Origin of the sequence: Roseicella aerolata, from assembly GCF_020523605.1 — a bacterium.
Classification (GTDB): Bacteria; Pseudomonadota; Alphaproteobacteria; order Acetobacterales; family Acetobacteraceae; genus Paracraurococcus; species Paracraurococcus aerolatus.
In genome coordinates this window covers 1-24,759 of record NZ_JAJAQI010000013.1, presented here as the reverse complement: position 1 = coordinate 24,759, position 24,759 = coordinate 1, and the positions used below count along the sequence as shown (strand labels likewise).

The following is a 24,759-nucleotide window of genomic DNA, read 5'->3' as shown; positions in this document are numbered from 1 at the left end:
GGTTCCGTGAACCGGCATGAGTTTCGCTAGAATGAGCTTCGCTAGAGCAGATCGCGGACTGGCGTCACCGCCCGGGAGCGTGAATCTGCCCGACAATCATCAGCCTACAGCGGATTGGCGTTCAGTTCTGAACGCCAATCCGCTGTAGCGGCGGACGGGGCCGCGCCGCGACCCCGCAAGGAGCCTCGGATGCTGCCCAACCTCACCCCCGATGTCGCGCTGGCCGGGCGCCTGTTCGCCGAGTTGCGCGAGAAGAGCTTCGACGGCACCGGCATCACGCGGGAGGCCTTCGGGCCCGGCGAGCGCATGGCGCATGCGCTGCTCGCCGAGGCCGGCGAGGCCTTGGGCCTGGAGAGGAAGGTCGACCCCGTCGGCAACCTCTACCTGACCCTGCCGGGCGCCGACCGCGCGGCGAAACGGGTGATCCTGGGCAGCCACCTGGACAGCGTGAAGTCCGGCGGGAATTACGACGGCGCCGCGGGCGTGCTGGCCGGGCTGGCAGCGGTCGCCGGCATGAGGCGCGCCGGCTTCACCCCGGCGCGCGACATCACCGTCATGGCGATCCGCGCCGAGGAGGCGGGCGCCTGGTTCCCGACGAGCTATCCCGGCAGCCGCGGCGCGCTCGGCATCATGAAGCCGGAGGAGCTTGGCGTGCGGCGGCTGGACACCGGCCGGACGCTCGCCGAGCACATGAAGGACGAGGGCTTCGACCCCGGCTTCATCGAGCGCGGCGAGAAGGCCATCGGCCCCGATGGCGTCGCCGCCTTCCTCGAGGTGCATATCGAGCAGGGGCCGGTGCTGGAGGCCGAGGAAGTGCCCGTAGGCATCATCACCGGCATCCCCGGCAGCCGCCGGCTGCGGCAGGGCAAGGTGCTGGGCGAGTGGAACCACTCCGGCGCCACGCCGCGGAAATACCGCCGGGACGCCGCCATCGCGCTCGCCGACCTGGCCGTGGCGCTGGACGAGGCCTGGTGCCAGCTGGAAGCGCGCGGCCACCGCATGGTCTGCACCTTTTGCGTGCTGGCGACGGCGCCAGAAGCGGGCTTCACCAGGATCGCCGGCGAGGCGCATTTCCAGCTCGATGTCCGCAGCGTCAACCTGCATTCCTGCGACGCGCTGTTCGAGGTGCTCTACGACAAGGTCGCGGAGATCGAGGCGCGGCGCGGCGTCCAATTCGACCTCGGGCCGGAGGCGGGCAGCCGCGCCAGCCTGATGGATGCCGGCGTGCAGGCCGGGCTGAAGCGGGCCGCCGAGGCACTCGGCATCCGGCATCTCTCCATGGCATCGGGCGGCGGGCATGATGCCGCCGCCTTCGCGCAAGCCGGTGTGCCGGCCGGCATGCTCTTCGTGCGCAACCAGAACGGCAGCCACAACCCGAAGGAAGACATGCGGATGGAGGATTTCGCGGCGGCCTGCGCGGTCGCCCAGCGCTTCGCGGCGGAGTACGGCCAAGGGGATGCAGCGTGACCGCACGCCTCGCAGTCGATATCGGCGGCACCTTCACCGACCTCGCCATCGAGCGCGGCGCGGAGCGCTGGACCGCCAAGGTGCTGACCACGCCGGCGGCGCCCGAGAAGGGCGTGCTGGAAGGCGTGCAGGTGGTGCTGGCCAGGGCCGGGCTCGCGCCCGCCGACATCGCCCTGGTGATCCACGGCACGACGCTGGCGACCAATGCGGTCATCGAGCGCAAGGGTGCCCGGACCGCGCTGCTGACGACGGAGGGCTTCCGCGACGTCCTCGCCCTCGGCAATGAGAGCCGCTACGACCAGTACGACCTGAACATCGAGCTGCCGCAGCCGCTGGTGCCGCGCCGCTGGCGCCTGCCTGTCACCGAAAGACTGGACAATACCGGCAAGGTGCTGCTGCCGCTGGACGAGGCGGCGGTGGAACGGCACGTCGCCTTCATGCAGGCCGAGGGCATCGAGGCGGTCGCCATCGGCTTCCTGCATGCCTTCGTGAACCCGTCGCATGAGAAGCAGGCGGCGGCGATCGTGAAGCGGCTCTGGCCGGAGGTGCCGGTCTCGCTGAGCAGCGAGGTCTCGCCGGAGATGCGGGAGTGGGAGCGGTTCAGCACCACCGTCGCCAATGCCTATGTGCAGCCGCTGATGGCCAGCTATCTCAGGCGGCTGGAGATCGGCTTGCAGGAAGCGGGCCTCGCCTGCCCGGTCTTCATGATGCTCTCGGGCGGCGGGCTCACCACGCTGGACACCGCGGCGCGCTTCCCGATCCGGCTGGTGGAGAGCGGCCCGGCGGGCGGCGCCATCTTCTCGGCGCATGTGGCGAAGGAGCGCGGCCTGGCGAAGGTGCTGTCCTTCGACATGGGCGGCACGACGGCGAAGGTCTGCCTGATCGACGATTTCCAGCCGCAGGCCTCCCGCACCTTCGAGGTGGCGCGGGTCGGGCGGTTCAAGAAGGGCTCCGGCCTGCCCTTGCGCATCCCGGTGATCGAGATGGTGGAGATCGGCGCCGGCGGCGGCTCCATCGCCGCGGTGGACAGCATGGGCCGCATCACCGTCGGGCCGGAGAGCGCGGGCGCCGATCCCGGCCCGGCCTGCTACGGCCGCGGCGGCTCCAGGCCGGCGGTAACGGATGCCAACCTGGCGCTCGGCCGCTACGATCCGGACGCCTTCGCGGGCGGCAACCTGAAGCTCCATCCGGAGCGGGCGCGGGATGCGCTGGCCGCCGAGGTGGGCGGCAGGCTCGGCCTGCCGGCGGAGATGGCGGCGCTCGGCGTGGTCGAGATGGTGGACGAGAACATGTCCAACGCCGCCCGCGTGCATGCGATCGAGAGCGGCAAGGGGTTCGACGGCCGCAGCATCATCGCCTTCGGCGGCGGGGGCCCCGTCCATGGCTACCGCGTCGCGGAGAAGATCGGGGTGAGGCGGCTGCTGGTGCCGAGCGGCGCCGGCGTCGGCTCCGCCATCGGCTTCCTGCGCGCGCCGGTGGCCTATGAGGTCGTCCGCAGCCTCTACCAGCGCTTCGCCAGCTTCGACGTGGCGGCGGTGAACGCCCTGCTGGCCGGCATGGCCGCCGAGGCGGCGGCGGTGGTCGCCAAGGGGGCCTTCGGGGCGGAGACCAAGGAGAGCCGCATCGCCTATATGCGCTATGTCGGCCAGGGCCACGAGATCGCCGTGCCGCTGCCGCCGCGCGACATGGATGCGGAGGACGTGAAGACCATCCGCGCGCTCTACGACCAGGAATACACCCGCTTCTACGACCGGCCGGTGCCGGGCAGCGATGTGGAGATCCTGAGCTTCGCGGTCACCGTCGCCACCATCCTCGAGCCGGTGGAGCCGGCGGCCGAGGCGCATGCGGCCCCCGCCCCCGCGCCGATCCGCACCCAGGCGGTGCGGGACACGGTGACCGGCGAGGTCGCGGACTGGCCCATCTATGACCGCGCGTCCATGGCGCCGGGCGCCATGGTGACGGGCCCCTGCATCGTGGCGGAGGCGGAGACGAGCACGCTGGTCGGGCCGGGCTGGACCTGCCGGATGGACTCGCTCGGCTATCTCGACCTCGAGAATCGCGGGGCGGGCGGGCGCGCATGACCCTGGCGCGCTGCGCCACGCTGACCGGCCTGCTGCTCGCGGGCGGCTGCACGATCAACGCCGGCGCGCCCAGGCCGGCGGAGGTCGTGGTGCTGCCCACCCCCTGCCCCGCCGGGATGACGGAGCGCAGCGCCCTCACCGCCTTCTTCGGCCGCAACGTCAGGCAGGACGGGCGGGAATTCCTCAGGGTCCCGGAGGCGGAGTGGGAGCGGTTCCGTCTCGCCCATCTCACGCCGCGCTTTCCCCAGGGCTCCACCATCCTGGATGCGGTCGGGACCTGGCAGGGACAGGCCCTGGCCGAGCCGACCAAGGTTTTCCTCGTCACCGTGCCGTCCGAGACGGCCGAGGCGGCGCTGCACTCCCTGCGGGCCGCCATCGACACCTACCGGCGCGACTTCCAGCAGCAGAGCGTCGGCATCCTCGTCACCAAGGCCTGCGCGGCAGGCTTCTGATTCGAAGGCAGGACCGGAAGATGGCCGAATCCCAGGGCGCCCTCGCCACCATCCAGCGCCAGATCCAGTGGAACCGCCTGATCGCGGTGGTCGAGGAACAGGCGCAGACCATGATCCGCACCGCCTTCAGCACCACGGTGCGGGAAGCGGGCGACCTCTCGGCCGGCATCTTCGACCTGCAGGGCCGCATGCTGGCCCAGGCCGTCACCGGCACGCCCGGACATGTGAACTCCATGGCCGAGAGCGTCGGGCATTTCCTGGCGAAATTCCCCGCCCACACCATGCAGCCGGGCGACCACTACATCACCAACGATCCCTGGCTCGGCACGGGGCACCTGCATGACCTGACGGTGGTCACGCCCGCCTTCCGGGGCGGGAAGATCGTCGGCCTCTTCGCCAACACGGCGCATATCATCGATATCGGCGGCCTCGGCATGGGCCCGGAGGGGCGGAGCGTCTTCGAGGAAGGCCTCTACGTCCCCATTGTGAAATGCTTCGACCGCGGCCAGCCGAACGAGACCTTCTTCGACTTCCTCCGCGCCGGTTCGCGGACACCGGTCGAACTGGAAGGGGACGTTTACTCCCTCTGCGCCTGCAACGACGCGGGCGCCAAGCGACTCGTAGAAATGCTCGACGAGTTCGACATGGACAGCCTCGACCCTCTGGCCGGCTTCATCTTCGAGAGCTCGCTCCAGGCCACGCTGGAGGAGATCAGGAAGCTCCCCAAGGGCACCTACCGCGCGCAGATCAAATCGGACGGCTACGAAGCGCCGGTGACGCTCAACGCCGCCATGACCATCGAGGACGGGCGGATCGTGGTGGACTATGCCGGCACCTCCGGCCTCTCGACGCGCGGCATCAATGTCCCGCCCGCCTATTGCCGGGCCTATTCCTGCTTCGGGATCAAATGCGTCGTGGCGCCCGAGATCCCGAACAACTGGGCGAGCCTCAGCCCCTTCCAGATGGTGATCCCGGAGGGCTGCATCCTCAACGCGCCGCGCCCCTATGCGGTCAGCGTCCGCCATGTCGTCGGCCAGCTCCTGCCCGACCTGATGATGGGCTGCCTGCACCAGGCGGTGCCGGAACGGGTGAATGCGGAGGGCTCCTCGGCGCTGTGGAACCCGCCGCTGCGCGGCGGCAGCCAGGTCTCGGGCCAGGCGGCGGAGGTCGAGGATTTCGAGATCATCACCTTCAACTCCGGCGGCACCGGCGCGCGGCCGAGCAAGGATGGGCTGGACGGCATCGCCTTCCCCTCCGGCGTGCGCACCATGCCGGTGGAGGCGACGGAGAATGTCGCCCCCGTGATCTTCTGGAAGAAGGAGCTGCGGCCGGACAGCGCCGGCGCCGGCCGAACCCGCGGCGGCTTCGGCCAGATCATGGAGATCGGCGCCAAGGGCGAGGCCGAATTCGCCGTGAACGCCATCTTCGACCGCGTCGCCAACCCGCCCAAGGGCCGGGAAGGCGGTGGCGAGGGGGCCGGCGGCTGGGTCGGGCTGAACGACGCCAATGGCACGCCGCTCCGCACCAAGGGCTTCCAGGTGATCCCGAAGGGGCGCCGCCTCCTGCTCAAGCTGCCGGGCGGCGGCGGCATGGGCGACCCGAAGCAGCGCGACCCGGAACTGGTGAAGCGTGATGTCGCGGACGGACTGATCACCAGGCAGGCGGCGCGGGAGCTCTACGGGGTCGAGACCTGACGCTCACGCAGGCGTTGGCGGCGCCGGCCGCCAGCGCCACACGTCGCGGTTGTGTGCGAAAGCTGCGATGACCTAACCTTCCCGGACAAGGACCGAAGCCGTCCGAGTTTGGGGAGGTCATTCAGGATGAAGCTGGCCCGCGCCGCATTCGGCGCCATCCTCGCCTGTGCCACCGGCACCGCGCTCGCCCAGTCCCTCACGCCGGAGCAGATCCGCGCCGCCCTTGGGCGGGTGGACCAGGACTTCATCCGGCAGAATGCCGCGACCGGCCGGGACTGGCCCAGCTACGGGCTGAACCACGCCGAGAACCGCTTCAGCCCGCTGCGCGCGATCACCGCGGAGAATGTCGCGCAGCTCGGCCTCGCCTGGTCCTACGACCTCGGCTCGAAGCGCGGAGTGCAGGCGACGCCCGTCGTGGTCGGCGGCGTGATGTATGTCACCGCCTCCTGGTCCGTGGTCCATGCGGTCAATGCCCGCACCGGCGAGAAGCTCTGGACCTTCGACCCCGAAGTGCCGCGGGACTACGGCGAGAAGGGCTGCTGCGACGTGGTGAACCGCGGCGTCGCGGTGCATCGCGGCAAGGTCTATGTCGCCTCCTATGACGGGCGGCTCTTCGCGCTCGATGCCGCGACCGGCCGGAAGGTCTGGGAACGCGACACCATCACGGATCGCGCCCGCCCCTATACCATCACCGGCGCGCCGCGGGTCTTCCGGGGCAAGGTCGTCATCGGCAATGGCGGCGCGGAATACGGCGTGCGCGGCTATCTCACGGCCTATGACGCCGAGACGGGCGAGCAGGCCTGGCGCTGGTTCGCGGTGCCCGGCGATCCCTCGAAGCCGCCCGAGGACGAGTCCATGGCCCGTGCCGTGAGGACCTGGGACCCGGCCGGGCGCTGGTGGGAGGCCGGCGGTGGCGGGACCATGTGGGACACCATGGCCTACGACCCCGAGCTGAACCTGATGTATGTCGGCACGGGCAATGGCTCGCCCTGGAACCAGCATCTCCGCAGCCCGGCGGGCGGCGACAACCTCTATCTGCACTCGATCGTCGCGCTGAACCCGGATACCGGCGCCTATGTCTGGCACTACCAGCATGTGCCGGGGGAGAACTGGGACTACACCGCCACCCAGCCGATGATCCTGGCCGACCTCACCATCGGCGGGCGGCCGCGCAAGGTCATCCTGCACGCGCCGAAGAACGGCTTCTTCTATGTCATCGACCGGACGGATGGACGGCTGATCTCGGCCAGGCCGCATACCGAGGTGAACTGGGCGACCGGCTATGACGAATCCGGCCGGCCGATCGAGAACCCGGCCGCGCGCGACCCGGTCAAGCCCTTCGAGGCGATCCCGACCGCCTATGGCGCGCGCAACTGGCACCCGATGTCCTTCAATCCCGAGACCGGCCTGGTCTACATGCCGGTGCACGGCGTGCCGCTGACCCTGACGCCCGACCAGAACTGGCGCATGAACGCCACCCGGCCGGGCGCCTTCCAGAGCGGCACGGGCTGGAATCTCGGCTTCCTGCTGAACGCCGTGGAGCCGACCTCCAAGCCCTTCGGAAGGCTGGTCGCCTGGGACCCGGTGAACCAGCGGGAGGCCTGGTCGCAGCCCTACGACTCCCCCTGGAATGGCGGCACGCTGACCACCGCAGGCAGCCTGGTGTTCCAGGGCACGGCGGATGGCCGCTTTATCGCCTATGACGCACGCGGCGGCAGGAAGCTGTGGGAGGTGCCGGTCGGCTCCGGCGTGGTCGCGGCGCCCTCGACCTATGAGATCGACGGGCAGCAATACGTCTCCATCGCGGTCGGCTGGGGCGGGGTCTATGGCATCGTCCAGCGCGCGACCGAACGGGTCTCGCCCGGCCGGGTCTATACCTTCCGCCTCGGCGGCACGGCCGCCATGCCGGCAGCGGTCACGGTGGAGCGGCGGCCGCTCGTCTCCGGCATCGCCTATCGCAAGGAGGATGTGGAGCCCGGCACCGGCCTCTATGTGGCGAATTGCGCGGGCTGCCATGGCGTGCCGGGGGTGAACAGCGGCGGCAACGTGCCGAATCTCGGCTATGCGACGCGCGAGACGATGGAGGCCCTGCCGCAGCTCGTGCTCGGCGGTGCCTTCGTCGAGCAGGGCATGCCCCGCTTCCACGGCAGGCTGGAGGAGGCGCAGGTGCTGCAGATCCGCGCCTTCATCCTCTCCACCGTGGACAGCGTCCGGCCGCGCTGAGGCCGGGTCGGGCGCCGGGACCCGCCCGGCGCCCCACCCCCACGGCGCAGGGGGCCGGAGGACCGGACGCGTGGATCTGCCCCGACAACACGGAGCCACCGCACGCCGCAGTCCCGACCGGACTGCGGCGCGCTGTGGTCAGGCGCGGCGGAGGCTCTCCACCATCGCGCCATAGACCAGGTTCTTGAAGATCATCCGCGTCCGCACGCGGTTGCTCGGCCCCTGCGCCATCAGGATGGCGACCAGCCCTTCCGCCCGGTCGATGGTGAAGCTGGTGCCCCAGGCGCCGGCCCACATGGCATCCCCCGTGCTGCCCGGCGCCGTGCCCATGCCGTCCTGCAGCCGCACCCCGAAGCCGAGGCCGAAGCCGTAGCCCGGCCCGGTGGAGGCCATGGGCGAGCCCGCCATGCCGATGGTGTGGTTGGACAGCATGAAGTTCACCACCGGCGCGGCCAGGTAGCGCCGGCCTTCATGGACGCCGTTGTTGGCCACCATCTGCGCGAAGCGGATGTAGTCCCCGGCGGTGGAGACCAGGCCGGCGCCGCCCTTGAGGTAGGAGGTCGCCCGCTCATCCTCCAGGATGCGGTAGCTCCTCCACATGGACTCCTTCTGCGGATCGGAATCCGGCGCCTCGGCCAGCCGCGCGCGCTTCTCCGCCGGCACGAACCAGTGCGTGTCCCGCATGCCGAGCGGGTTCAGCAGCCGCTCCTCCAGCACCGCATCCAGCCGCTTGCCGGCGACGCGCGCGACCAGCAGGCCGAGCACATCGGTCGCAATCGAGTAGAAGAAGGTGGTGCCCGGCTGGAACGCCAGCGGGATCTGCCCGAGCCGCCGCAGCATCTCCTCGTCGGTGATGGGGCCTGCGCGGCCCTCGATATTGCCTTCCTCGTAGAGGCTCTTGATGCGCGGCGAGGGCGAGGCGGAGGCATAGACGAAACCGGCGCTGTGGCGCAGCAGGTCGTGCACCGTCGGCGGCCGCACCGGCGCCACCAGCTCCGTCTGGCCGTCCCGCGTCACCTCCACCTTCAGCTCGCGCAGTTCCGGCAGATGCGCGCCGATCGGGTCATCGAGCTTCATCCGCCCTTCCTCGACCAGCATCATCGCCAGCACCGAGGTCATGGGCTTGGTCATGGAGGCCTGCAGGAAGATGGCGTCCCGCGGCATCCGCTTCGTCTTCGCCGCGTCCTGGTGGCCATGCGCCTCGAGATGCAGGATCTCGCCCTGGCGCGCGATCAGCGTGACGGCGCCGGGGAAGGAGCCACGCTCGGCCTCCGCCTGCATGACGGGGGCGATGCGCGCGAGGCGCTCCCGCGAGAAGCCGCGGATCAGCGCCGCCGGCGCGGCCGGGCGGGGCTGGCCGTTGGTCTGCGCGGCGGCGGGCAGCGCGGCCGCGGCCAGGCCGGCGGCCGCGCCGGCGAAGGCCGCGCGCCGCCCGATCGGGGTAGTGCTCATGGATGTTTCCTCTCTTCCGCGGCAACGCAATCCCGCGATGTGCCGGATGCTGCCGCGCCCCTCGCGTCGCGGCAAGCCGCCCGCGGGCGCCTCACCCTGTCGCCGGCCGGGCCACCGAACTAGGATCGGTGCAGCCGTCCGCCGACGCAGCGCGACGGCCAGCGAAGACAATGGCCCGATCCACGGGCCCGGAGGAAACGACAGCATGCGCATGCAGAACAGGATCGGCCTGGTCACCGCCGCGGCCTCCGGCATGGGGCGCGCGGGGGCGCTGCGCTTCGCCCGCGAAGGCGCCGCGGTCGCCGTGGTGGACCGCGACGCGGAAGGGGTGGCGCAGGTGGTGGAGGAGATCAAGGCGGCCGGCGGCCGCGCGATCGGCCTGGTCGGCGACCTGCGGGAGGACGACTACGCCCGCCACATCGTGCTGCAGACCGCCTCCAGCTTCGGCGGCCTCGATTTCGTCTGGAACCATGTCGGTCATCCCGGCCCCGCCGCGGTGGAGGGGATCGACATGGCGGATTTCGAGCTTGCCGTGGATCTCAACCTGCGCACCGTCCTGGTGACGACCGAAGCGGCGATCCCGCAGCTGCGCGCCCGCGGCGGCGGCAGCCTGCTCTTCACCGCCTCGATCGCCGGCCTCGCGGGTTCCGGCTTCAGCCCGGTCTATTCGGCGATGAAATTCGGCGTGGTCGGCTTCGTCCGCTCGCTCGCCAAGCGCCTGGCGCCGGAGGGCATCCGGGTGAACGCCGTCTGCCCGGGCCCGGTGGACACGCCCATGCTGCGGGTCTTCGTCGCGCGGCCCGACCAGGCCGCGACCCGCGGCAACGATGTGGAGGAGTTGGCGAAGCGCTTCGGCGGCGCCACCCCGATGCAGCGCGCCGCGCGGCCGGAGGAGATCGCCAATGCCGCGCTCTTCCTGCTCTCGGAGGAAGCGTCCTTCATCACCGGCGCCGCGCTGCCGGTGGATGGCGGCATGGTGGCCTGACGCCGCGGCCGCGCTGCCGGGTGGAGGTCCGGGAACCTCCACCCGGGCGCGGCTACCCCCGCACCAGCGGGCAGTTGCCCTCATTCAACGGCCGGAAGGCCTGGTCGGCCGGCACGGTGCCGACCAGCTTGTAGTAGTCCCACGGGCCCTTGCTCTCGGCGGGCGACTTCACCTCGAACAGATAGGCCGGATGGATCTTGCGGCCATCCTCCCGCACCCGCCCGGGGCCAAAGCAGTCATCCTCGGTCGGCATCGCCTTCATGCGCTGCACCACCTCGAGGCCACTCGCCTTGGCGCGCGCGGCGCCAAGATCGGCCACGGCCTTCAGGTAGTGCAGGCAGGCCGAATAGGTGCCGGCATGTTCCTGGTTCGGCCAGTTCTGCGGGGTCTTCGGCTTCACCCGATCGAGGAAGGCGCGGGTGCGGTCGTTCAGGTCCCAGTAGAACACCTCCGACAGCAGCAGGCCCTGCGCCGCCTCCAGCCCGATGGCATGGATATCGGTGGTGAACATCACCAGGCCCGCCAGCTTCTGGCCGCGCCGGGTCAGGCCGAATTCCTTCGCCTGCTTGATGCAGTTCACCGTGTCCGCGGCCGCCGAGGCCAGGCCGACGACCTTGGCGCGGCTGGCCTGCGCCTGCAGCAGGAAGGCGGAGAAATCAGTGGTGCCCGGGAAGGGGAAGCGCGCGGCCCCCAGCACCTTGCCGCCGGCAGCCTGGACGAAGCGGGTGGTGTCGCGCTCCATCTGGTGGCCGAAGCCGTAATCGGCGGTCAGGAAGTACCAGGTATCGCCGCCCGCCCGCACGGTCGCGCTGCCAACGGCGTTGGCGAACATCCAGGTATCGTAGGTCCATTGGATGGTGTTGCTGCTGCATTGCTCGCCGGTCAGGGCGGAGCTGGCGGCGCCGGAGGCGAGCTGGACCTTGTCCTTCTCCTTCACCAGATTCGCCATGCCGAGCGCGATGGCGGAGTTGTTGACCTCGCAGACCATGTCCACGCCGTCCTGGTCGAACCAGCGGCGGGCGAGCGAGAGCGCGGCATCCGGGCGGTTCTGGTGGTCGCCCTGGATCACCTCCACCTTGATGCCGCGGGCGAGGATGCCGGAATCCTCCACCGCCTGCCGGGCACAGACGACCGAGGTCGGGCCGGAGGTGTCTCGATAGGGGCCGGAGAAATCGGCCAGCACGGCGATGCGGATGGTGGCGTCGCGCGGCTGCGCCCAGCTCCGTCCGGCGGTGGCAAGGCCGGCGCCGGCGGCGGCCGTGCCGGCGAGGAATTGCCGGCGGTCGAGCATGGTCATGGTCGGATCGTCTCTCCCTGGCCCGGTTCGCCGGACCCTGGCCTATGGATGATCGGGCATGGCCGGATTGGCAAGCCGCGGCCTTCCCGCACCCTTCCCGCCCTGGCGCCATCCGGGTAACCCTTGCGGCAGACCCGCGCCCTCGCGCCAGGAGTTCACGCGCCCATGGCCCTTCGCTGCGACCTCATCATCCGCGACGCCACCCTGTTCGACGGCACCGGCGGCCCGCGCCGCACCGGCGATGTCGGCGTCACCGGCGACCGCATCGTGGCGGTCGGCGATCTCGGCAGCGCCAGCGCGGACCGGGAGGTGATCGCGACCGGCAAGGCGCTCTCCCCCGGCTTCATCGACGCCCATACCCATGACGACCGCGCGGTGCTGATGGGCTGCGAGTGCCTGCGCTGCAAGTCGTCCCAGGGTGTCACCACCGTGGTGGTCGGCAATTGCGGCGTCAGCCTGGCGCCGGCCCGCTTCACCAAGCGCCCGGTCCCGCCGCTCGACCTGGTCGGCGACGAGACCGGCTTCCGCTACGGGCATTTCGGCGAATATGCCGAGGCGCTGCGCAAGACCCCGGCGGCGGTGAACACCTATGCCATCGTCGGCCACCAGACCCTGCGCCACCGCGTCATGGGCGACGACCTCTACCGCCCGGCCAATGACCGGGAGATCGCGGAGATGCGCCGCCTCGTCGCCGAGTCCCTCACCGAAGGTGCCTCCGGCTTCTCCACCGGCCTCTGGTACAAGCCCAACATGCATGCGACGACCGAGGAGGTGATCGCGGTGGCCGAGCCGCTGCGGGCCGCGGGCGGCATGTACTTCACCCATATGCGGGACGAGGCGGACCGGGTCTGCGCCTCCATCGAGGAGACGCTGAAGATCGGCAAGCGCGTCGGCGTGCCGGTCTGGATCAGCCACCACAAATGCTCGATGCCGGAGAATTACGGCCGCAGCGTCCAGACTCTGGCGCTGATCGAGGCCGCGGCCTCCATGCAGGAGGTGGCCTATGACATGTACCCCTACCCCGCCGGCTCCACCGTGCTGATGCCGGACCGGCTGCGCGACGATGTGCGCGTCATCGTCACCTGGTCCATCCCGCATCCGGAGATGGCGGGCAAGGACCTGAAGGACGTCGCGCGCGGCTGGAACACCGATATCCGCACCGCCGCCGAGAAGCTGCTGCCCGCGGGCGCCATCACCTTCCAGATGGACGAGGAGGATGTGCGGCGGATCATGCAGCACCCGATCTCGGTCATCGGCTCGGACGGCATCCCGCATGACGAGCACCCGCATCCCCGGCTCTGGGGCACCTTCCCGCGGGTGCTCGGCCTGTACAGCCGGCAGCTGGGTCTCCTCTCCATGGAGGAGGCGATCCACAAGATGACCGGCCGCACCGCCCAGCTCTTCGGCATGGTGGATCGCGGCGTGCTGCGCCCGGGTGCCTATGCCGACCTCGTGCTCTTCGACCCGCACCGGGTGATCGACCGCGCGACCTTCGAGGAGCCGAAGCAGGAGAGCGACGGCATCGAGGAGGTCTGGACCAATGGCGTGCCGGTCTTCCGCACCGGGAAGGGAATGACCGGCGAGGCGCCGGGCCGGCTGATCCGCCGCAACCGCGACTGAGATGGCGCGCCAGACGGCGGAGCCCTCCGCCACCACCGGGCTCGGCCTGCAGCGGGAGACGCTGGTCCGCGGCGGCCTGGTGGGGCTGCTGCTGGTGCTGGCGGTGGGCGGCATCGCCTGGCTCGGCGCGGACCCTGCGCCGCCCTCCCCGCTGGAGGGCTATCGCCGAATGGGCCCCGCCGCGGGCGGTGCCGCGCTGCAGCGCGACCTGCTGCGGGAATTCCCGCCCGGCACGCCGCCGGCGCCGCTCGTGCGGCGGCTGGAGGGTATGGGCTTCGCCTGCCTGCCCGCCAGCGAAGGCTGGCGCTGCACCCATGCCGCGCCGGGCGAGGATCGCCGGGTCTGGCGGGCCGAGCTGGTGCTCGGCCTGGAGGACGGCGCCCTGGCCCGGCTCGAGGCCCGCATGGCGGAAGGGGCGCCCTGACCCGCTTCCGGGCATGGTTTGCAATCCCCTGGCGCTGCGGTAGTCCGGTTCCATAAGAACCGTCCAGGACGCCGCATGCCGACCGCCGCCGAACAGCTCGTCACCTTCCTCGCCGCCCAGGGCATCGACCGTGCCTTCTGCGTGCCGGGCGAGAGCTACATTGCCCTGCTGGACGCGCTGCACGCCCACCCCTCGCTCGACCTCGTCACCTGCCGATCCGAGGGCGGCGCCGGCTTCATGGCCGTGGCCGATGCCAAGCTGACGGGGCGGCCGGGCGTGGTGCTGGTCTCCCGCGGTCCCGGCGCCTGCAATGCCAGCATCGCGGTGCACACGGCGGAGCAGGATGCGGTGCCGCTGATCCTGCTGATCGGGCAGGTCGAGAAGCGTGACCTCCGGCGCAACGCCTTCCAGGAGATCGACTACGCCACCATGTTCCGCGGCGTCGCCAAATGGATCGGCGAGGCGACCGACCCGGACCAGGTACCGGAACTGATCGCCCGCGCCCATGCCATGGCCATGGGCGGCGTGCCGGGCCCCGTGGTGCTCTCCCTGCCCGAGGACGTGCTGGCCATGGACTGCCGCGCGCCGGTGCCGCCGGCGACCCTCCCCGCCCCCGTGCCGCCCGCCCCGGCCGATGCGGCGCGGCTGGCGGCGATGCTGCGGGCGGCAGAGCGGCCGATCCTGCTGGCGGGGCACGGCTTCGAGGCCGAGGGCGCGCGCGCGGCGCTGCGCGCCTTCGCCGAGGCGTGGCAGCTTCCCGTCGCCGTCTCCTTCCGCCGGCAGGACCTCTTCGACAACACCCACCCGCTCTATGCCGGCGACCTGGGCCTCAGGAACCCGGACGCCCAGCGCGCCGCTTTCGCGGAAGCCGACCTGGTGCTGGCGCTGGGGACGCGGCTGACCGACATCACGACACAGGGCTGGACCTGGCCTGCCGCCGGCCAGCGACTGGTGCATGTCTGCGCCGATCCGCGCTTCCTCGGCTGGCTCTTCCCGGCCGAACTCGCCCTGGCCGCCGATGCGCGGGCGACCATCGCGGCGCTGGCCGGGGAGGCGCCCGCCGCCCCCGCCGGCCGCGCTGCCTGGACTGCCAGGCTGCGGGACATCCATGTCTCCGACTGCCAAGTGGTGCCCCGGCAATGGCCGGACGGCGTCGCCTTCGCCGAGGTGGCGAAGCTGATCGAGCGCCTGGCGCCGCGGGACGCCATCGTCACGCTCGATGCCGGCACCTTCGGCGCCCCCTTCTACCGCAAGACCGCCTGGGTGCCGCCGCAGCGCCTGCTGGTGCCGGTCTCCGGCGCCATGGGCTTCGGCGTCCCGGCCGGCGTCGCCGCCGCGCTGCGCTGCCCGGACCGCACCGTCATCTCCCTGGTCGGCGATGGCGGGGCGCTGATGACGGGCGCGGAGTACGCGGTTGCCGTGGCGCGCGGGGCGGCGCTCAAGCTCGTCCTCTCCGACAACGGCAGCTACGCCTCCATCCGCATCCACCAGGAAAAGGCGCATCCCGGCCGGGTCTCCGGCACCACGCTGGTCAACCCGGATTTCGCGCAATGGTGCGCCGCCTTCCGCGTGCCGGTGACGGTGGTGGAGAGCAAGGCGGACCTCCCGGCGCTGGAGGCCGCCCTGCGCGCGCCGGGCGCAGCGGCGATCGTGGTGCGGACCTCGCTGGAGGCGGTGCTGCCGCAGAGGCTCGCAGCCGAGTGAGCCTGGGGAAGGCTCTGCCTTCCCCAGCCGTTGGCGGCAGTGCCGCCAACCCGCCAGGCCGGAACCCGGCCTGGACCGGTCTGGGTTTCCTACCCGCCGAGCTTCTGCCAGTCCCCCGCCGCGGCCCGCGCCGCCACCTCCCGCTCCAGCAGGGCGAGCACCGTCGTGGTGGCACGCGACGGCGGGCGGTCCGGCGGCAGGGCCAGCACCACCTGCCGCCGCGGCACCGGCCGCACCAGCGGCGCGCTGCGCAGCCGCCCGGCCGCCTCCTCGGCCCGGATGGCGGAACGCGGCAGCACCGCCTGCCCCAGCCCGGCCTCCACCAGATCCTTCAGCACGCCAAAACTGTCCGCCTCGAACGCCACGTCGAGGGCGATCCGGGCGCGGCCGGCCGCGGTCTCCACGATGCGCCGGAGGCCATGGGCCCGGCTCGGCAGCACCAGGCGCCGGCCGGCCAGCGCGGCGAAGGGGACGGGCGCCGGGCCGAGCCCGCTGCCGGCATCGCCGACCAGCACCATTTCCTCCAGCAGCAGTTCCGTGACGCGCAGGTGCAACTCCCGCGCCGGGCCGTAGAGCAGGGTCGCATCCGTCACCCCGCGCTGCACCCATTCGACGAGATGGCCGGTATAGCCCTCCACGATGCGGAGCGAGATGCCGGGATGCTCCGCCGCCACGCGCCGCGCCAGCGGCCCCGCCAGCACGCAGGCCAGCGTCGGCATCATGCCGAGCGCGACCTGGCCGCTGACCGCGCCCGAGAGCGCCCGCACCTCCTCCGCCGCGCGCTCGAGCTGGCGCACCGGGCCGGCGATGCGGGCGAGGAAGGCCGTGCCCGCCTCGGTCAGTTGCATCCCGCGCCCGTGCCGGGCGAAGAGGGCGGTGCCCACCTCCTCCTCCAGCAGCCGGATCTGGCGGGAGAGGGCGGGCTGGGCGAGGCGCAGCCGGTCCGCCGCGCGGCTGAGCGAGCCGGCCTCCGCCACCTCCCGGAAGGTCCTGAGCTGCCTGAGGTCCATCTGGTCGGCCTTAACGGAATTCGATGGCTTCTATCGCCGCTTTCGAATTCCCTGAAGGCTCGCGCATGGCGATGCTGCGCCCCGAACCGCCGGGACGCCCGGGCGGGCCGCCTGCCTTGCCAGCCCCCCTGCCCCGTCCTAAGCCGTGTGACGGAGGAGTTTCGCCCATGGACCAGCCGCTGATCGCCGCCGACCCGCATGCCGAGATCCGGGAGGAGGTGGCGAAGCTCTGCGCCCGCTTCCCCGGCGAGTACTGGCGCCAGGTGGACCGCGACCGTGCCTACCCGACCGCCTTCGTCCAGGCGCTGACCGAGGCAGGCTATCTGGGCGCGCTGATCCCCGAGGAATATGGCGGCGCGGGCCTGCCGCTCTCGGCCGCCGCGGCGATCCTCGAGGAGATCCACAAATCCGGCGGCAATGCTGGCGCCTGCCATGCCCAGATGTACATCATGGGCACCATCCTCCGGCATGGCAGCCCGGACCAGAAGAAGCGCTACCTGCCGAAGATCGCCAGCGGCGAGTTGCGCCTGCAGGCCTTCGGCGTGACGGAGCCGACCAGCGGCACCGACACCACGGCGCTGCGGACCGTGGCGCGGCGCGAGGGCGACAGGTACATCGTCAACGGCCAGAAGATCTGGACCAGCCGCGCCGAGCATTCCGACCTGATGCTGCTGCTCGCGCGCACCACGCCGCGCGACCAGGTCGCCAAGAAGACCGACGGCCTCTCGACCTTCATCGTCGACATGAAGGCGGCGCTGGGCAAGGGGCTGACCATCCGTCCCATCCGGACGATGATGAACCACAACACCACCGAGGTCTTCTTCGACAACATGGAGGTGCCGGCCGAGAACCTGGTCGGGCTCGAGGGCAAGGGCTTCCGCTACATCCTGGACGGGATGAATGCCGAGCGGCTGCTGATCTCCTCGGAATCGATCGGCGACGCCAAGTGGTTCATCCGGAAGGCCGTGGACTACAGCAAGGAGCGCGTGCTGTTCGGCCGCCCTATCGGCCAGAACCAGGGCGTCCAGTTCCCCATCGCCAGGGCCTATGCCCAGATGCGCGCCGCCGAGGCGCTGCTGAAGCTCGGCCTCGAGAAATTCGAGGCCGGCCTCCCCTGCGGCGAGGAAGCCAACATGGGCAAGATGCTGGCCGCCGATGCCGCCTGGGCGGCGGGCGAGGCCTGCATCCAGACCCATGGCGGCTTCGGCTTCGCCGAGGAATACGACGTGGAGCGCAAGTACCGCGAGGCGCGGCTCTATCAGGTGGCGCCGATCAGCACGAATCTCGTGCTGTCCTATATCGGCGAACATGTTCTCGGGATGCCGCGGAGCTACTGACCCGCGGCCGCCCCGGGCGGCAAGGCCGGGACGTTCACGCCCCGCCGCGATCCGCTCCGGCATGACCGGAGGCGGTCTGCCCGGGCCCGCGCAGCGTCCTGGCGCCATCGGCGCGGCCTGATTATCCTGCCAGCGGCAGCGGCCCGACAGTCGGCCGCGCCCTGGAGGAACGCCGTGCATCGTCGCACCCTGCTTGCCGCCGCGCTCGCCGTGGCTCCCCTGGCCGCGCCCCGCGCGCAGGGCTTCCCGACCCGCCCGATCCGCATCGTCGTCGGCTTCCCGCCCGGCGGCGGCTCCGACCTCGTCGCCCGGCCGCTGGCGCAGAAGATGCAGCCGCTGCTCGGCCAGTCCGTCCTGGTCGAGAACCGCGGCGGGGCGAACGGCAATCTCGGCCTCGCCGAGGTCGCGAAGAGCGCGGCGGACGGCTATACCATCGGCCACGTCAACAACAGCGTCATCGCGGTCAACCCGCTGCTCTACGCCAACCTGCCCTTCGATCCGGCGCGCGACCTGACGCCCATCGGCACCGTCACTGCCGGCGCGCTCTTCGTCATGGTGCCGGCCGATCTGCCGGCGCGCGACCTCCGCGAACTGGTGGCGCTGGCCAAGGCCCGGCCGGGGCAGCTCAATTTCGGCTCGGGCGGCGCCGGCGGAATCACGCATCTCGGCTTCGAGCTCTTCCGCAAGCAGTCCGGCGCCGAGATCGTCCACGTCCCCTATCGCGGCAGCGCGCCGGCGCTGCAGGACATGCTGGGCGGGCGCATCCAGCTGATGATCGACGGCTTCAACCTGGCCAAGGCGCAGGTGGATGCTGGCCGCGTCCGCGCCATCGCCTTCCTGGGGCGGGAGCGGCACCCGGCGCTCAACCAGGTGCCGACGGCGGCGGAGCAGGGCTTCCCCGACCTGGTCGTGCCCGGCTGGCAGGGCTTCGTCGCGCCCGCCGGCACGCCGGAGGCAGTGCTGGCGCGGCTGGAGGAGGCCTTCCGCGTCGCGGTCGCCGACCCGGATATCCAGGCGAATTTCATGACGCAGGGCACGCAGGCGGTGTTCCGGGGCCGGACGGAGATGGCGCACATGATCCGGGAGGAGACGGCGCGATGGGCCCCGATCATCCAGGAGCTTGGCATCCGGCTCGACTGAGCGGGGGCGCACCATCGGCTGCCCTTCCCCCGGGCATGGTCTTCCGGCCCGATGGCCAGGCCAGGGCATCGCGGCCTGTCGGATCGGAGATCCGCCGAAGCCGGCAGGCTGGCGCCTGCCGGCCCGCGCAGGCCCCTATCGCAACAGCACCAGGCTGAGCGCCAGCATGCCCATGCCGGCGATCAGCCCGTAGGTCGCCTCATGGCCCTCGGCATAGCGCTTGGCGGCGGGCAGCAACTCGTCCAGCGCAAGGAACACCATGACGCCCGCGATGGCGCCGAAGATCAGCCCGATCACGGTCGGGCTCAGGATCGGGGCCAGCACGAGATAACCGAGAACGGCGCCGACCGGCTCCGCGAAGCCGGCCACGACGGTCGCCATGCCGGCCTTCCAGCGGCTGCCGGTGGCGTAGAAGACCGGCACGGCGATGGAGATGCCCTCCGGGATGTTGTGCAGCGCGATGGCGACGGCGAGCGTGCTGCCCAGCACCGGATCCTCGAGCGTGGCGAAGAAGGTCGCCATCCCCTCCGGCAGGTTGTGCGCGGTGATCGCGGCCGCCGCCAGCAGGCCGACGCGCCCAAGCTCTCTCTTCTCCGCCGGCGAGGTGACGGCGACATCCGGATGCGGATTCGGCACCAGCCGGTCGAGCCCGATGACGACCAGCACCCCGCCGAAGAAGGCCAGCGTCGCCAGGCCATGCCCCCAGCGGAGCCCGTGCTCGGCGGTCAGCCCCACGGCCGCCTTGCCCAGGATCTCGACCAGCGAGACATAGACCATGGCGCCGCCGGCGAAGGCGAGGGCAACGGCGAGCAGGCGCGGATCCGCCCGGTCCGCCCGCGCGACGGCGAGGCTGCCGAGGACGGTGGACAGGCCCGCAAGCACGGTGACGCCCAGCGCGACGAGGGCGGCTTCTGAGAACAGGCCGGACATGATGGGTCTGCGGTTCCTCCGGCGGCGGGCGGATCGCCACGGGCCGGATGGCACCGCCCGCGAGGCCATTCGGGTCGCCCTGGCCCCGGCGCAGCGAGCGACAGCGGGAGCCAGGCTCCCCGGCAGGAACGGCGGCGCGGGGTTGAAGTCAAGACCCGCCCGCCGCGGCGGGCAGGGGATCGCCGCCCGTGCCCTCGACGGAAGCCGGCGCCTCGGCCAGAGTGCGCGCCATGACCGGATCGAAGCCCCTCGCGGGCCTGCTTGTCGTCTCCATGGAGCAGGCCGTCGCCGCGCCCTACTGCGCCTCCCGCCTCGCCGATGCGGGGGCGCGCGTCATCAAGATCGAACGCGCCGAGGGCGACTTCGCCCGCGCCTATGACGCGGTGGCGAAGGGCCAGTCGAGCTATTTCGTCTGGCTGAACCGCGGCAAGGAGAGCCTCTGCCTCGACATCAAGAACCCCGGGGACAAGGCGCTGCTGGAGAGGCTGCTGGCGAAGGCGGATGTCTTCATCCAGAATCTCGCCCCCGGCGCCATGGCGCGCGCGGGCTTCGGCTCCGCGGCGCTGCGTGAGAAATACCCGCGCCTCATCACCGTCGATATCTCGGGCTATGGCGACGAGGGCGACTACGCCACGATGAAGGCCTATGACCTGCTGGTGCAGGCGGAGAGCGGCCTCGCCTACATCACAGGCCGCGCCGAGGGGCCGGGGCGCGTCGGCGTCTCGGCCTGCGACATCGCCTGCGGCATGCACGCCCATGCCGCGGTGCTGGAGGCGCTGATCGAGCGCGGCATCACCGGCCGCGGCAAGGGCATCGCCGTCAGCCTGTTCGACGGCATGGCGGACTGGATGACGGTGCCGCTGCTGCAATACGAGGGCACGGGCAAGAACCCGCCGCGCATCGGCCTCGCGCATCCCTCCATCTGTCCCTATGGCGCCTTCGAGACCAGGGACGGCCAGCTCGTCCTCATCGCCATCCAGAACGAGCGGGAATGGGCCAGCTTCTGCGCGCATTTCCTGGACGAGCCCGAGCTGCCGAAGCAGGAGGGCTACCGCGTGAACAACGAGCGGGTGGCGAACCGCCCGGTGGTGGACGCGCATATCGCCCGCATGTTCGCCTCCCTGACACGGGAGGAATGCGCGGCGAAGCTGCGGCGCGCCAATACCGCCTATGGCTTCGTCAATGACTGCGAGGGGCTGCGGACCCACCCGGCGCTGCGGCGGGTGACGGTGGAGACGCCGAACGGCCCGGTGCAGATCGGCGCGCCGCCGGCCAGGCTTTCGGAGGGGCCGCGGGCGCTCGGCCCGGTGCCCTCGATCGGCCAGCATTCGGCGGCGATCCGGGCGGAATTCGGCGGGTAGCACCGCCCGTCTGCCGGGCAGGCCACGGGCGGAATGGCAGCCGCCCGCCCGGCCGGGGCGCCAGGCTCCCCAGCGGCCCGCCATGGCCCTGGTGTCCGGCATGCGGCCGCCGGCCCCTGGCGCAGTTCCGCTGTGGGCGCGGGATGCCGGGCGGCGGATCGCGGGCATGCGGCCGCCAGCCATCGGGCCTGAACGCCGCTCTGGGGCTGCACCGGGGCCTTCCCGCCATCCGGGATCGGACGGCAGCGCGGCGCGCGCCCTACGGAAGGCCGATCCGCGGCAGGTCCGTGATCGCGTCGCGGACGGCTCGGCCTATCGCCGTGTCGGTGCTTCCGCCACTTCCAGCAGCAAGGGGCGCCGCGTGGTGGTGGGCCGTGTCGCGGTGCTCGTCGGGGTGCTGTTCAGGCCGGGCCGCAGCACCGGCCTGCCCATGACCAGCAGGGGGGTCCCCGGGCCGCGGCCCGCCGCCGGCTGCCCCTGCGCATTCGCCATGGCCACCACCTGGAAGCCGTTGCCGCGGATCGGGCGCGCCTCGACCACGCGGCCATTGGTCCAGGCCGCGACCAGTTGGGCGCGCCGCTGCTCCTCCGCCAGGCGGGCCGCCATCGCCGGCCAAGCAGCCATCACCTTCAACCGATAGGCTTCCGCCAGTTCGGGCGTCTGGGAATGGTAATGGGCGGCCGCCTGTTCCCAACTGCGGCTCTGGGCATAGAGCCGGGTCAGGAACAGCGCGGCATAGCGGGCATTAGCCGCCGGGTCGAAGGCCACTTCCAGGCTGGGAAAGGCCTCCGGGTGATGGTGCAGGTTCACCTGCATGCAGCCGACATCGATCAGCCTCACCCCCCGGGCGCGCAGGGCCTCGACCGCAGCCATCGCCTCCGCCTTGCTGTCGAAATAGCGCCCCTGCCCTTCGGCATGGATGGTCCAGGGCCAGCCGGCGCCGCCACGGCCGCTGGAATCCGGCCGGCCGGACTCCACCCGGGCGATGGCCAGCAGGAGGCCGCCGGGCAGCCGGTGCTCCCGTTCGGCTGCCTGGACCGCCTGTTGGCACATCTGTCCCGGTTCGATGGGGGGCGGCGCCGGCCGCTCCGCCCTGGCCGTCGGCACGGCGAGTCCCAGGGCCAGGGCAGCGACGGCGGCAAGGCGCATGCGGCGGTCTCCTCAGGGGCGGCAGCAGCCGCACGTGACAAATGGCTGGGCAGCAATGGAAAATTGGCAGGCCGGAGGCTCCGGCTGCGGTGACCGCAACAAAAATATGCTGCAGCGCAAAAACCCCTTGCCAGGCGCCGTGCGGGCACCTAACTTGTGCATCGCAGCAACACGGCGTTGCCGGGTTGTCTGTTTTCTTGGACGTTTCCTCCCTAAACTCGGCGGTGCCTCACGGCACCGCCTTTTTTTTGGCACGCGCCGGCGCCGGGCGGGATCACGATTCCGTCGTGCCTGAATCGGTGACGTTGGGGCTTGCCCCCGCACATGGCCTGCAGTGCCGGGCATTCCGAAGCTGGCCCTTGCTCGCGCGGTCGGCCAGCGGGTCCGCGATGAGTCGCCGGCGGGACTGACCGCGACCTGCGCGCATGGCCACCAGGGCGCCATGCGCGCCACCAGCATCAGGCCCGCAGCGCCTTCCCCCGCGCCCTGCCGGGCATCCGGGGCGGTGCCTCAGCGCAGCGCCGACCAGTCGGCGCGCGTCAGCCCTTCGATCACCCGCGTCAGATCCGCCTGCAGCGCCGCCATGCGCGGCAGCCGCTCGATCCGCGCCTCATCCATGTAGAGCGGCCGCGCGACCTCGACCTGCAGGGCGTGCACCCCTTCCCGCGGCCGGCCGTAATGCCGGGTGACATAGCCACCGGCATAGGGGTCGTTGCGCCGCACCCGGTAGCCGAGGCCGGACAGCAATTCCTCCGCCAGCCGGGTCGCCCGCGGCGCGCAGGCCGTGCCATGCGCATCGCCCAGCACGAAATCCGGCGGATTGCCGGCCTGGGCCGGGTGGGTCGGCATGGAATGGCAGTCGATCAGCAGGCAGAAGCCGAATTCGTCCCGGGTCTCGGCGATCAGCGCGGCAAGCGCCGCGTGGTAGGGCTGCCAGTAGCGGCGAATGCGGTCCTCCGCCTCGGCGAAGCTCAGCTTGCGGCGATAGACCGCCTCTCCCGTCGCCACCACGCGCGCGATGGTGCCGAGCCCGGCGCCGACCCGCGGGCTGGCGGTGTTCACCCAGGCCGGCAGCGGCCCGTCGAACATACCGGGGTCGAGTTCCCAGGGCTCCCGGTTCACGTCGCAGAAGACCCGCGGGAAGGTCGCCGCCAGCAGGGGCGCGCCGTGCTCGGGCGCGGCGGCGAAGAGCTCGTCGACGAAACCGTCTTCCGAGCGCCGGAGCGCGACGGGGTCGAGCCGGGCGGCGGCGACGAAATCGGCGGGGTAGAGCCGGCCGGAATGCGGCGAGGCGAAGACGAGCGGCGAGCTCCTCCGTGCCGGCTGCGTCAGCAGATAGGGCGGCGGCTCGGCGGCAAGCGTCGGGGCGGGGGTCAGGTCCTGCGGGAGATCCATCGGCAGCGCCCATCAAGCCACAGGCGCCGTCCCCTGTCATCCACGACAAAGGCCGTCAACTGCCATGAATATTGCCGCGAGAGGCTTGCCGACCCCGAACGGGCGGGCTAAACACCGCCACCCCGGACGATGGGCGCGTAGCTCAGCGGGAGAGCACTACCTTGACACGGTAGGGGTCACAGGTTCAATCCCTGTCGCGCCCACCATCTGCTCCGGGACATCCTGCCTTTTCGGAACTGAGCGCGGTGACAAACCGCGCATGTGCCGCCGCAGCCTCGACGCGCACGGGGCTTCCATGCCCGGTGGCCGGCCTGGTCGTGACAGGTCTCCGGCACGCGTCCCGCGCCAGGCGGCGGCCGACCTGGCGCCTTCCGGCCCGCATGGATGATGCCACCCGGATCGCCTGGGCGCTCCCTTCTGCCGCATCCGCACGGGCGCCGACCGGAACCGGCCCCGCACTGGCCTGTTTCAGCCGCAGCCCAGGCACCCTGTCCGGGAGGCAACGAAACCGTGGCGGCGCAGAGCGGGCATCCCCTGCTGGGCGGGGGGCAGATCACCCGGTTGAGCAAGGTCGTCACCGCCGCGGAGGCCGTCCGCCTCATCCGCGATGGCGCGACGGTGGCGACCGGCGGCTTCGTCGGCATCGGCTTCGCCGAGGCCATCGCGACGGCGCTGGAGCAGCGCTTCCTCGATCAGCACCACCCGCGCGACCTGACGCTGATCTACGCCGCCGGCCAGGGGGACGGGAAGGAGCGCGGGCTCAACCATCTCGGGCATGAGGGGCTGGTGCGGCGCGTCATCGGCGGCCATTAGACCCGAGTAGCCCTGGCTGGAATCGGCTTGTGATTGGCTGCGGCGCGAGGTGGTGTGATTCGTAGGTGTCCAGCTTGGGCTGGAGGCTTCGATGGCGTGGCGTCGTGGGCAGGCCTATGGGCAGGACCTGCGGGATCGGGTTCTGGCGGCCGAGGGCGAGCCGATACGCGAGGTGGCCGAGCGGCTCTTGGTCAGTCCGTCCTATGTGGTGAAGGTGCGGGCGCG

The 24,759-nt window shown here is 71.5% G+C and carries 19 protein-coding genes and 1 tRNA gene; 14 read left to right on the top strand and 6 right to left on the bottom strand.

Annotated elements, in window-relative coordinates; all coding sequences use genetic code 11:
- The first annotated feature begins 189 nt into the window (after window positions 1-189).
- The 5 genes from LHA35_RS10355 (at window position 190) to LHA35_RS10335 (ending at window position 7,917) form a co-directional block, all read left to right on the top strand.
- Window positions 190-1,467 (top strand): hydantoinase/carbamoylase family amidase, encoded by a 1,278-nt coding sequence (locus LHA35_RS10355; protein ID WP_226607994.1) that lies wholly within the window; start codon window positions 190-192, stop codon window positions 1,465-1,467.
- Window positions 1,464-3,548: a hydantoinase/oxoprolinase family protein gene (locus LHA35_RS10350; protein WP_226607993.1), complete on the top strand. Its 2,085-nt coding sequence runs from the start codon at window positions 1,464-1,466 to the stop codon at window positions 3,546-3,548. The genes LHA35_RS10355 and LHA35_RS10350 overlap by 4 nt, the downstream gene beginning before the upstream one ends.
- On the top strand, window positions 3,545-4,000 hold the full coding sequence (locus LHA35_RS10345) for a DUF3574 domain-containing protein (RefSeq protein WP_226607992.1): 456 nt from the start codon (window positions 3,545-3,547) through the stop codon (window positions 3,998-4,000). Before LHA35_RS10350 ends, LHA35_RS10345 begins: the two co-directional genes overlap by 4 nt.
- Window positions 4,001-4,020: 20 nt before the next feature.
- A complete protein-coding gene (locus tag LHA35_RS10340) occupies window positions 4,021-5,694 on the top strand; it encodes a hydantoinase B/oxoprolinase family protein (protein WP_226607991.1) in 1,674 nt (557 codons plus the stop codon).
- 126 nt (window positions 5,695-5,820) lie between these two features.
- The gene (locus tag LHA35_RS10335; protein WP_226607987.1) at window positions 5,821-7,917 is read left to right on the top strand and encodes a PQQ-dependent dehydrogenase, methanol/ethanol family; all 2,097 of its coding nucleotides are present in this window, start codon (window positions 5,821-5,823) and stop codon (window positions 7,915-7,917) included.
- A 138-nt stretch (window positions 7,918-8,055) separates the two neighbouring features.
- On the opposite strand, the gene LHA35_RS10330 is transcribed toward LHA35_RS10335, so the two are convergent.
- A complete protein-coding gene (locus LHA35_RS10330; RefSeq protein ID WP_226607985.1) occupies window positions 8,056-9,369 on the bottom strand; it encodes a serine hydrolase domain-containing protein in 1,314 nt (437 codons plus the stop codon).
- 205 nt (window positions 9,370-9,574) lie between these two features.
- Here LHA35_RS10330 and LHA35_RS10325 point away from each other — a divergent pair, with 205 nt between their 5' ends.
- Window positions 9,575-10,354: an SDR family NAD(P)-dependent oxidoreductase gene (locus tag LHA35_RS10325; protein ID WP_226607984.1), complete on the top strand. Its 780-nt coding sequence runs from the start codon at window positions 9,575-9,577 to the stop codon at window positions 10,352-10,354.
- 52 nt (window positions 10,355-10,406) lie between these two features.
- Here the strand turns inward: LHA35_RS10325 and LHA35_RS10320 are convergent, their stop codons facing one another.
- Window positions 10,407-11,651 (bottom strand): ABC transporter substrate-binding protein, encoded by a 1,245-nt coding sequence (locus LHA35_RS10320; protein ID WP_226607975.1) that lies wholly within the window; start codon window positions 11,649-11,651, stop codon window positions 10,407-10,409.
- Window positions 11,652-11,816: 165 nt separating this feature from the next.
- Between LHA35_RS10320 and LHA35_RS10315 the strand changes: the two genes are divergently transcribed.
- The 3 genes from LHA35_RS10315 (at window position 11,817) to LHA35_RS10305 (ending at window position 15,399) form a co-directional block, all read left to right on the top strand.
- Complete coding sequence (locus tag LHA35_RS10315; protein ID WP_226607973.1) at window positions 11,817-13,271, top strand: N-acyl-D-amino-acid deacylase family protein; 1,455 nt, start codon at window positions 11,817-11,819, stop codon at window positions 13,269-13,271.
- 1 nt (window position 13,272) lies between these two features.
- On the top strand, window positions 13,273-13,695 hold the full coding sequence (locus LHA35_RS10310) for a hypothetical protein (RefSeq protein ID WP_226607970.1): 423 nt from the start codon (window positions 13,273-13,275) through the stop codon (window positions 13,693-13,695).
- A 75-nt stretch (window positions 13,696-13,770) separates the two neighbouring features.
- Window positions 13,771-15,399: a thiamine pyrophosphate-binding protein gene (locus LHA35_RS10305; RefSeq protein ID WP_226607968.1), complete on the top strand. Its 1,629-nt coding sequence runs from the start codon at window positions 13,771-13,773 to the stop codon at window positions 15,397-15,399.
- A gap of 89 nt (window positions 15,400-15,488) precedes the next feature.
- Here LHA35_RS10305 and LHA35_RS10300 read toward each other — a convergent pair whose 3' ends face one another.
- Complete coding sequence (locus LHA35_RS10300; protein WP_226607965.1) at window positions 15,489-16,409, bottom strand: LysR substrate-binding domain-containing protein; 921 nt, start codon at window positions 16,407-16,409, stop codon at window positions 15,489-15,491.
- A gap of 167 nt (window positions 16,410-16,576) precedes the next feature.
- Between LHA35_RS10300 and LHA35_RS10295 the strand changes: the two genes are divergently transcribed.
- Entirely contained in the window at window positions 16,577-17,746 is a 1,170-nt protein-coding gene (locus LHA35_RS10295; protein ID WP_226607963.1) for an acyl-CoA dehydrogenase family protein, read from the top strand.
- 174 nt (window positions 17,747-17,920) lie between these two features.
- A complete protein-coding gene (locus tag LHA35_RS10290) occupies window positions 17,921-18,886 on the top strand; it encodes a Bug family tripartite tricarboxylate transporter substrate binding protein (protein WP_226607961.1) in 966 nt (321 codons plus the stop codon).
- A 135-nt stretch (window positions 18,887-19,021) separates the two neighbouring features.
- Here LHA35_RS10290 and zupT read toward each other — a convergent pair whose 3' ends face one another.
- On the bottom strand, window positions 19,022-19,816 hold the full coding sequence (gene zupT / locus LHA35_RS10285) for a zinc transporter ZupT (RefSeq protein ID WP_226607959.1): 795 nt from the start codon (window positions 19,814-19,816) through the stop codon (window positions 19,022-19,024).
- 230 nt (window positions 19,817-20,046) lie between these two features.
- Here zupT and LHA35_RS10280 point away from each other — a divergent pair, with 230 nt between their 5' ends.
- Complete coding sequence (locus LHA35_RS10280; RefSeq protein ID WP_226607957.1) at window positions 20,047-21,177, top strand: CaiB/BaiF CoA transferase family protein; 1,131 nt, start codon at window positions 20,047-20,049, stop codon at window positions 21,175-21,177.
- Between the two features lie 312 nt (window positions 21,178-21,489).
- Here the strand turns inward: LHA35_RS10280 and LHA35_RS10275 are convergent, their stop codons facing one another.
- On the bottom strand, window positions 21,490-22,326 hold the full coding sequence (locus tag LHA35_RS10275) for a lytic transglycosylase domain-containing protein (protein WP_226607955.1): 837 nt from the start codon (window positions 22,324-22,326) through the stop codon (window positions 21,490-21,492).
- A gap of 510 nt (window positions 22,327-22,836) precedes the next feature.
- Window positions 22,837-23,721: an N-formylglutamate amidohydrolase gene (locus LHA35_RS10270; protein WP_226607952.1), complete on the bottom strand. Its 885-nt coding sequence runs from the start codon at window positions 23,719-23,721 to the stop codon at window positions 22,837-22,839.
- A 131-nt stretch (window positions 23,722-23,852) separates the two neighbouring features.
- Here LHA35_RS10270 and LHA35_RS10265 point away from each other — a divergent pair.
- Both LHA35_RS10265 and LHA35_RS10260 read left to right on the top strand, forming a co-directional pair.
- Window positions 23,853-23,927, top strand: a tRNA-Val gene (locus tag LHA35_RS10265).
- A 304-nt stretch (window positions 23,928-24,231) separates the two neighbouring features.
- A complete protein-coding gene (locus tag LHA35_RS10260; protein WP_226607948.1) occupies window positions 24,232-24,534 on the top strand; it encodes a CoA-transferase in 303 nt (100 codons plus the stop codon).
- Window positions 24,535-24,759: the final 225 nt, after the last annotated feature.

Excerpts from the sequence above, each read along its gene's own strand:
- LHA35_RS10335 (WP_226607987.1), top strand. The coding sequence starts at position 5,821 with ATGAAGCTGGCCCGCGCCGCATTCGGCGCCATCCTCGCCTGTGCCACC.
- LHA35_RS10355 (WP_226607994.1), top strand. The coding sequence starts at position 190 with ATGCTGCCCAACCTCACCCCCGATGTCGCGCTGGCCGGGCGCCTGTTC.
- LHA35_RS10315 (WP_226607973.1), top strand. The coding sequence starts at position 11,817 with ATGGCCCTTCGCTGCGACCTCATCATCCGCGACGCCACCCTGTTCGAC.
- LHA35_RS10325 (WP_226607984.1), top strand. The coding sequence starts at position 9,575 with ATGCGCATGCAGAACAGGATCGGCCTGGTCACCGCCGCGGCCTCCGGC.
- LHA35_RS10345 (WP_226607992.1), top strand. The coding sequence starts at position 3,545 with ATGACCCTGGCGCGCTGCGCCACGCTGACCGGCCTGCTGCTCGCGGGC.
- LHA35_RS10340 (WP_226607991.1), top strand. The coding sequence starts at position 4,021 with ATGGCCGAATCCCAGGGCGCCCTCGCCACCATCCAGCGCCAGATCCAG.
- LHA35_RS10295 (WP_226607963.1), top strand. The coding sequence starts at position 16,577 with ATGGACCAGCCGCTGATCGCCGCCGACCCGCATGCCGAGATCCGGGAG.
- LHA35_RS10275 (WP_226607955.1), bottom strand. The coding sequence starts at position 22,326 with ATGCGCCTTGCCGCCGTCGCTGCCCTGGCCCTGGGACTCGCCGTGCCG.
- LHA35_RS10305 (WP_226607968.1), top strand. The coding sequence starts at position 13,771 with ATGCCGACCGCCGCCGAACAGCTCGTCACCTTCCTCGCCGCCCAGGGC.
- LHA35_RS10280 (WP_226607957.1), top strand. The coding sequence starts at position 20,047 with ATGACCGGATCGAAGCCCCTCGCGGGCCTGCTTGTCGTCTCCATGGAG.
- LHA35_RS10330 (WP_226607985.1), bottom strand. The coding sequence starts at position 9,369 with ATGAGCACTACCCCGATCGGGCGGCGCGCGGCCTTCGCCGGCGCGGCC.
- LHA35_RS10270 (WP_226607952.1), bottom strand. The coding sequence starts at position 23,721 with ATGGATCTCCCGCAGGACCTGACCCCCGCCCCGACGCTTGCCGCCGAG.
- LHA35_RS10300 (WP_226607965.1), bottom strand. The coding sequence starts at position 16,409 with ATGGACCTCAGGCAGCTCAGGACCTTCCGGGAGGTGGCGGAGGCCGGC.
- LHA35_RS10320 (WP_226607975.1), bottom strand. The coding sequence starts at position 11,651 with ATGACCATGCTCGACCGCCGGCAATTCCTCGCCGGCACGGCCGCCGCC.
- zupT (WP_226607959.1), bottom strand. The coding sequence starts at position 19,816 with ATGTCCGGCCTGTTCTCAGAAGCCGCCCTCGTCGCGCTGGGCGTCACC.
- LHA35_RS10310 (WP_226607970.1), top strand. The coding sequence starts at position 13,273 with ATGGCGCGCCAGACGGCGGAGCCCTCCGCCACCACCGGGCTCGGCCTG.